This window comes from Bradyrhizobium sp. LB11.1 (genome assembly GCF_040549385.1).
Taxonomy (GTDB): Bacteria; Pseudomonadota; Alphaproteobacteria; order Rhizobiales; family Xanthobacteraceae; genus Bradyrhizobium.
In genome coordinates this window covers 1-7,361 of sequence record NZ_JBEPTH010000044.1, presented here as the reverse complement: position 1 = coordinate 7,361, position 7,361 = coordinate 1, and the positions used below count along the sequence as shown (strand labels likewise).

Annotated in this window: 6 protein-coding genes; 4 read left to right on the top strand and 2 right to left on the bottom strand. The window is 58.1% G+C overall.

Features of this window, described 5'->3' with window-relative positions; translation table 11 throughout:
- The coding region (locus tag ABIA96_RS36345) for a DUF5985 family protein (RefSeq protein WP_354141697.1) at positions 1-243 on the bottom strand (243 nt) is incomplete at its 3' end.
- 7 nt (positions 244-250) lie between these two features.
- The gene (locus ABIA96_RS36340) at positions 251-622 is read right to left on the bottom strand and encodes a hypothetical protein (protein ID WP_354141696.1); all 372 of its coding nucleotides are present in this window, start codon (positions 620-622) and stop codon (positions 251-253) included.
- A gap of 673 nt (positions 623-1,295) precedes the next feature.
- Between ABIA96_RS36340 and ABIA96_RS36335 the strand changes: the two genes are divergently transcribed.
- The 4 genes from ABIA96_RS36335 to ABIA96_RS36320 all read left to right on the top strand — a co-directional run bounded on the left by ABIA96_RS36335 (position 1,296) and on the right by ABIA96_RS36320 (position 7,302).
- Positions 1,296-2,105: a Crp/Fnr family transcriptional regulator gene (locus ABIA96_RS36335; RefSeq protein ID WP_354141695.1), complete on the top strand. Its 810-nt coding sequence runs from the start codon at positions 1,296-1,298 to the stop codon at positions 2,103-2,105.
- 187 nt (positions 2,106-2,292) lie between these two features.
- Positions 2,293-3,225 (top strand): cytochrome c oxidase assembly protein, encoded by a 933-nt coding sequence (locus ABIA96_RS36330; protein WP_354141694.1) that lies wholly within the window; start codon positions 2,293-2,295, stop codon positions 3,223-3,225.
- A gap of 63 nt (positions 3,226-3,288) precedes the next feature.
- The gene (locus tag ABIA96_RS36325; protein ID WP_354141693.1) at positions 3,289-5,646 is read left to right on the top strand and encodes an alpha,alpha-trehalose-phosphate synthase (UDP-forming); all 2,358 of its coding nucleotides are present in this window, start codon (positions 3,289-3,291) and stop codon (positions 5,644-5,646) included.
- A 192-nt stretch (positions 5,647-5,838) separates the two neighbouring features.
- On the top strand, positions 5,839-7,302 hold the full coding sequence (locus tag ABIA96_RS36320) for a glycosyltransferase family 39 protein (protein WP_354141692.1): 1,464 nt from the start codon (positions 5,839-5,841) through the stop codon (positions 7,300-7,302).
- Positions 7,303-7,361 lie beyond the last annotated feature (59 nt).

The window sequence follows — 7,361 nt, the reverse complement described above, 5'->3', positions numbered from 1 at the left end:
TACCTCCATGACTGCTCCGATTGCTTCCGGCTGGAGCGTTTGCCGGATGGGGCTTGCACCCACTGGAAAGCGCCGCCTTGTCACGGCGCACACCCATAACGCGACGTTATTCAAGGAAAGTCCAGTGAAGCAGATCGAACTCCATAAAAGGAGACGGGAGCGCGTGCGCAGAAACGCGCGAATCAACAAGCCTGCGGACAGGGCACTCGTGATTGCGCACAGACTGTAGATCACCGCCGCCATAGAATATCTAGTCCTTCCGGAACTTAAACGCGTCCGAGAACGCTCTGATGTTGCGTGGTTTTGCGTGAATTAGGTTTGTAATCGGGATCAGGTGGCGTGCATAGGCTTCCGCCAGTGCGGTGACTTGAGTGTTGTAATCCGATTTCGGCGCGTAAAGGTAGAACTCGCCCTGCCGTATCAAAAATCCATCCTTGCAGAGGCCGCTCAACGCAGCGGCCATCTCGCCAATCGGCGCATACAGGCGCCTCGCCACCGATGCGACGTCCCACGGTTCGTTTGGGTGCGTACGCAGGAATAGAAGAGCTTCGAGTTGAGCCACCGAGTCGATATGTCGCAGGACCAAATCCCGAACTTCTTCGGGTAATGGCTCTTCAGGCATTTGCTATCTCGGGCTCACGGCGCGGCAGATTGTGAGAGTTCGGTGAAGGTCTCGCGACGAGAACGAAATGATTGGCCATGGCCAATGGTCTGCACGCTCCTGTCTGCGGCTGAGCTTTGGCTCAGCGGTTGTTTCGGGACGGCGAACCGCGGACTTCTGCCCATTTTCAGCTATTCGCGGTCAGTTGCATCACCCTACCAGGCTCAAGCGGGACCTATTCCTCAACCGTCGGAGAGCAAGTGCAACAGATGGATCGCACAAGATAAACTGAGGCATTGCCAACAATTCGTCCTGATTTCGCCTGAGGACGGCGCAGTCATAAATATTCAAGATCCGCTGCGCCTCTTCAACGGCGGCCACCAGCGCATCGCAATCCGACATACTGCACCTTCATGATCTCGGGCGATCGAATATGGCATAAGAGGGACGTGGGCCGATTAGGCAAATCGACCCGCGAACGGTACGATACCGTACCAGAAGCCGATTTTGTCGCTGTGGAACATCGCGGGGAGAGTTCATACTTTAGTTCAGATGAACTAAGCGAGTCGGAGGGATATCGGTATTTTAGGAGATGTCCGCACTGGCCTCAGGCGACCTTGTGCGGCCAGCAGCAGGCCATGCTCTCGGAACAACGACGGAGTACGCATCGCCGTATGGAGCACTGGAAGAGCGCATGGTGACGCAGGTTCAGAACAAGCTGCTTCGTCTTATACCAACCGATGAACTCTCTCGCGTTCTCAGGCTTTGCGAACGAACCAAACTCGTACCTCGGCGGATTCTGCATCACTACAAGCTGCCAATGGAGTACGTCTACTTTGTCGAAAGTGGACTTGTTTCAGTTGCAGCGAGAGTCGGCCGCGACAAATTCGTCGAGGTTTGGCTGATAGGATCGGAGGGACTAGTTGGTGCTCCGATCATGCTCGCGGCCAATGCGGCTCCCCTGCATCGGAGAACTGTTCAGGTAGCCGGCGAAGCACTGCGGATTAGAACGCGTGAGTTCTGTGAGATTCTCGGCTCGCTGCCGCAATTGCGCTCTGTCGTGGAACGATATTTGGCAGTTGTACTCGCGCAGACCTCCCAATCGGGAGCCTGTAATTCGTACCACGGTCTCAAGCACAGACTTGCTCGTTGGCTGCTTGTGGCCCGAAGTGCCCTGGCTGATGATGAGATCCCACTTACTCACGGAGTGCTCGCGGAATTGCTCGGCGTCCGGCGCGCGAGTGTTACGGAATGCCTTGAGGTTCTTCAGAACGAGGGAACGATTTCAACCAAACGAGGCCTGGTCAAGGTCGAGAACTATGCTGAGTTATCCAGCATATGCTGCAATTGCTTCAGATTGATCGAAGGCGAGTACAGACGCCTCGTGCTCTCGGCAGTCGGTGCTGATTCAGACGTTGAAGTTAGCGCGCCCCGAATACGATCGCCATTGATTGAAATAGATCAATATATCTCGGATCGAGATCTGGGCGGTTCTTCAAGCTGAGATTCGGTTGTCGACATAGCAATGTGTCGGCTTGTTCCGACAGACAAGTTTCGGGGCTCGAGCATCGCATAAACATCGAGCGACTGTTCAGGTCTCGCCTTCGCGAGACCAGCCTTGCCGCACAGGTGGACGCTACAAAACAATCGATGTACAGCAGTGTGAGCCGTGGGGGCCGTGAGAATTGGGAATGACGATGGAGCCACGCGTCCGGAAGAACCTCAACGTTCTCGTGCCTTGCTTCATCGGCCTCGCTTTCATGTCCGGCCTGGTCGCTTATTCGCCGGAACTCTATCGTGCGTTCTGTGGCGCAACGGGGTACGGCGGGACGACGCAAAGAGCATTTGCCGATCCAACCACCGCTTCCAAACAGACGGTAACAGTTGCGTTCGACAGCAACGTCGCGCCCGGGCTGCCGTGGCGGTTCGAACCGGAACAGCGCTCCGTGACCGTTCATCTCGGCGAACAGAAGCTCGTGTTCTTTTCCGCAGAAAATCTCAGCAACGAGACGACCACTGGGCACGCGACGTTCAACGTCACTCCAGAGACGAGCGGCATCTATTTCAACAAGATCCAATGCTTCTGTTTCAATGAAGAGCGCCTCGATCCGCATCAGAAAGTGGACATGCCCGTCGTCTTCTATGTCGATTCGGCCTTTGCCAAGGACTCGGACATGGATCACGTCGATACGATAACGCTGAGCTACACGTTTGGCCGCTCGGTAAGCCCCTCGCAGGCAAAGAGTCTGTCGCGTTTTCTGGCCAATGCTGCGCCGGATGCGGTCCATGGCCAAGAGATCTTCACGCAACGGTGCACCGCGTGCCACGCGTTGGACCGCAACAAGACTGGACCCATGCTCGAAGGGGTGATCGGTCGCGCGGCGGGCTCCGCTGTCGGCTACAACTATTCGCCGGCGCTAAAGAGCGCGGGACTCACCTGGTCTCCGGACAAGCTTGATCAATGGCTAGCTGGGCCTCAGACATTAGTGCCCGGAGCACGAATGCCGGTTCGCGTACTCGATGCTCCGTCCCGCCACGACATCATCGCTTACCTGCAGAAGGCCAGCCAGGAGCATAACAACCAGGCGCATGAGGATGCGCACCCACCGAGACCGGAATACTAGAGGATCCTCGAATCTATCCGTATGGCCCACCATACAAGGTCGCAGTAGACTGGATATTTGGCGATGGCAAATCGGACAGACCATATCGAGGGCGAGGTCAAACAACGCGATCGCAGATTGACGCGGCGCATCGACGCCAGTTGGCCGTTCCGCGGTCCTCTTGCACGGTACGCGCTGCTGGGTCTCGCCGCCACCGGGCTGGTGATCGCGGCGCTCACCCTCCTCGCATCGGTCATGGTTGAGGACTGGTCCCAGCGCGACATCGATCTTCGTTCACGTCTTGTCTTCCGGTCGATCCGGGATCAGGTCGCCATGGCGATGACAGCGAACCCGGAGATCGGCCTTGTTCCGGTGTTCCAGCGAATTAGCGAGGATGAACGTATCCTTGCGCTCGGGTTCTGCACGGCGCAGGGGCAATTGCGTTACGCAACCAAGGAATTTCCGAACTCAATCAACTGTGACAGCGTGAAGCGAGGCAAGTCCGGCGCTTTCACGACGGCAATGGATTCCGGGCGACGGATACATATCAGCTCTTTTCCGATCGCGGCGGGAGCCTCGACTGGCCACCTTCTGGTGCTGCATGATCTCGCCTTTATCGACGAGCGGACCAGCGAGGCGCGCCTTTATACCGTGCTGGCCCTTGTCGGGGTGACACTGGGCCTGGGCCTGCTCGCGACTACGATCTTCCTCGCCCTGACGCGTGCGTGGACCCGCTCCATTCGTGGCGCCCTCATTGACACAGAGCCAGGCACGGCCCCCCAAGCCTTTCAGCGAAACGACTTTGCGATCAGCCGCGAAGTTCACGCGGCGCTTTCCGAGTTACGCATGGAGCGCCGTTTTGCCAACGGCATTCATGTCGAGTGGTCGTCAAAAACCCTGCATCGCCTCCTTGTCGAGGAACTGCCGTCATCCCAGGTCATCGTCGTCTCCAACCGAGAGCCTTACATCCACAACCGCTCCTCCGGCGCGATCACGTTGCAAAGCCCAGCGAGCGGACTAGTCGCCGCGCTTCAGCCGGTGATGCGGGCTTGCGGCGGGACCTGGATTGCTCATGGCTCAGGATCTGCCGATCGTGAGACCGTTGATGCCAACGACAGGATTCGCGTGCCTCCCTCCGACCCTACCTATGTACTACGGCGGGTATGGCTCTCGGATAACGAGCAGAGCGGCTATTACTACGGTCTCGCCAACGAAGGTTTATGGCCACTCTGCCATATCGCATTCGTTCGTCCGAACTTTCGAGAGGAGGACTGGCTCCAGTATCGCAAGGTCAATGAACGCTTCGCCGATGTGGTGGTTCAGGAGGCGACCCGCGATGACCCAATCGTCCTCGTGCAGGATTATCATTTCGCTCTCCTTCCACGGATGATCCGCGATCGGCTGCCAAAGGCTACGATCATCACGTTCTGGCATATCCCCTGGCCTAACGCAGAAACCTTTGGCATCTGCCCCTGGCGCCAGGAAATCATCGACGGCCTCCTGGGAAGCACCATTCTAGGCTTCCAGACCCAATTCCATTGCAACAATTTTCTGGAAGCGGCGGATCGCTTCATGGAGAGCCGCATCGACCGTGAACATGCTTCCGTCACCTTCGGGAGCCACGAAACACTGATCAGGCCGTATCCCATCTCGATTGAATGGCCACCCGCGGCCCTCGCCGAACAAGCGCCCGTGCGTGAATGTCGCGACGCCGTCCGCCAGCGGTTCGCGCTGCCGGCTGATGTCCGTATCGCCGTAGGTATCGAGCGCTTCGATTACACCAAGGGTATCCTTGATCGCATCCGCGCGGTCGACGACCTCCTGACGTGTCACCCCGAATGGATTGGCCGGTTCGTCTTGATTCAGGCAGCAGCCCCCACCCGCAGCAAGCTCGGTGCTTACAGCGCGTTGCAAACGGAGGCCGAGCAACTCGTTTCAAAGATCAACGCCCGGCACGACAAAGACGGTTTCCAGCCCATACGGCTTGTCATACGGCATCATGAGCCGGATGAGGTGTTCGAGCTTTTCCGAGCCGCGGACATGTGCATCGTCTCCAGCCTGCACGACGGCATGAATCTCGTGGCCAAGGAGTTCGTCGCTGCACGAGACGACGAGCAAGGCGTACTGATCTTGTCGAGCTTCGCAGGCGCCTCACGCGAGCTGTCTGAGGCGCTCATTGTAAATCCGTATGATACCCACGGGATGGCTGAGGTGTTCCTGCAGGCGCTGCGGATGTCGCCCGCGGAGCAGCGAGATCGTATAAGGCTGATGCGAGATCTCGTACGCGAGCGAAACGTTTATCGATGGGCGGCTCAAATGCTGCTCGATGCGGCGCGCCTTCGTCGACACCAGCGGGTTATGCCTTCCAGCAGGGCTACCGAAGACCGGGTCCCTGCGCAACTCGCACTTTCTACCGACTACCGCAAAGCGGCCCCGATCTGACAACCGACTGAATTTCCATACCAGGGTATTCCCAAGGCTGACCATGAGTAGTGCATAATCCTTTCGTATTGGGGGAATTGCCGTCTTGCTTGCGCTCTGCTTTCCTCCAATTGAGCAAGTTCCTGAAGTGACCGCGGTCACGTACGTCGGGGCGCTTTCTCCCGCTGGATTCACCGACCTAGCCCTGACGAAATGACCGACACCAGGATCGAGGCGAAGCTGACCGAGGGTAATCCCGGCCGCACAGAGAAAGCTTTGAGCAAGCTTGTGCGATGGACCAAGCGCTGTAGCGCCTGCGATGTCGCTATTATAGTCCTCATTGCCGCGCTCGTCGTGATCGCGCTGTTCACTTTTAAAGACTACGCAATCTCCAACGATGAAGGTGTTCAGCATCACTATGGCGAATTGATTATCGCCTATTATACGAGCGGCTTTCGAGACGAGAGCGTATTCAGCTTTCAGAACCTCTACCTCTATGGCGGCCTGTTTGACATCATTGCCGTTTCCCTCAGCCACCTCATTCCGATCAATCCCTACGATCTGCGCCACATTCTGTGCGCGCTGATCGGCATCAGTGGGATCGGCGCTGCCGCAGCCACTGCGCGACTGATCGCAGGTCCGCGCGCGGGCTTGATCGCGGCGATCGCCTTGAGCGTCTGCGGCGCCTGGTATGGCACCATGTTCAATCACACAAAGGATGTCCCGTTTGCCGCCGGCATGTTGGGCGCGACTCTGTTCCTCATCCGCATAGCACGAGCGCTGCCGAGACCTCGATCGAGCGACATAGCGGCGTTCGGCCTCCTGACCGGGGCTGCGGTCGGCATGCGAGTCTTGGGGCTGCTGCTTCTGATCTACATCGGCTTCGCAATCGCCCTTTACCTGCCACGGCCATGGCTCGGTTACGGTCGCGCCCGCTGGCGTTTCGTCATCGAGTCGTCGCTGCGCCTCATGCCGGCGCTGCTGCTCGCTTATATCATCATGATCGTGGCATGGCCGTGGGCGGCACTGGCACCGCTCAATCCGATCCGGGGCCTGCTCGCATTCTCGGAGTTTCATTATGCAATTCGGACCATCCTCGACGGCAAGGTTTACGAGATGGCGCACGTGCCTCGGTTCTACGTGCCCATTTACATCTTGATCCGCGTGCCGCTACTGACGCTGGTCGGCGCGGCTCTAGGAGTGGTGGCTGCGCTGTTGCCGCGTTCGACCACCGGTCTGACGCAGGAGAAGCAAAGAGATCTCACCCTAGTAGCGCTGACAGTGATGTTTCCACTGGCTTGCCAGGTCATATGGGACGGTCCGGCTTTCACCGGCTTTCGCCATTTCTTGTTCGTTATTCCGCCGCTGGCGGTCCTCGCAGGCGTCGGGCTCGACGCCGTCGTGGCGGCGCTCACGACGCGCGATCGCCGGGCCGCCTTTGCAGGACTGGCTGCCATCACGGCATGCTTCCTCTGGAACACAGCGACACTGGTGAGGCTCCACCCTTACGAGTATCTTTTCTACAATCCTTTGGTCGGCGGCCTTCAGGGCGCATCACGGCGCTATGTTCTCGACTACTGGTTCGACAGCATGCCCGAGGCGATCCATGAGCTCGAGGCGTACGTCCGACATGTTGATCCTGTGTATCCCTCCGGCGGAGACCGTCTTGTTCGGTGACCGGCTTCCGAGGAAGCATGTGGCTTTAAGGCTAGCCTTAAGGTCGGTAGATGCGGGTA

What these genes read in the sequence shown, in the direction of transcription:
- ABIA96_RS36340 (WP_354141696.1), bottom strand. Translation starts at nt 622, where the DNA reads ATGCCTGAAGAGCCATTACCCGAAGAAGTTCGGGATTTGGTCCTGCGA.
- ABIA96_RS36325 (WP_354141693.1), top strand. Translation starts at nt 3,289, where the DNA reads ATGGCAAATCGGACAGACCATATCGAGGGCGAGGTCAAACAACGCGAT.
- ABIA96_RS36320 (WP_354141692.1), top strand. Translation starts at nt 5,839, where the DNA reads ATGACCGACACCAGGATCGAGGCGAAGCTGACCGAGGGTAATCCCGGC.
- ABIA96_RS36330 (WP_354141694.1), top strand. Translation starts at nt 2,293, where the DNA reads ATGACGATGGAGCCACGCGTCCGGAAGAACCTCAACGTTCTCGTGCCT.
- ABIA96_RS36335 (WP_354141695.1), top strand. Translation starts at nt 1,296, where the DNA reads ATGGTGACGCAGGTTCAGAACAAGCTGCTTCGTCTTATACCAACCGAT.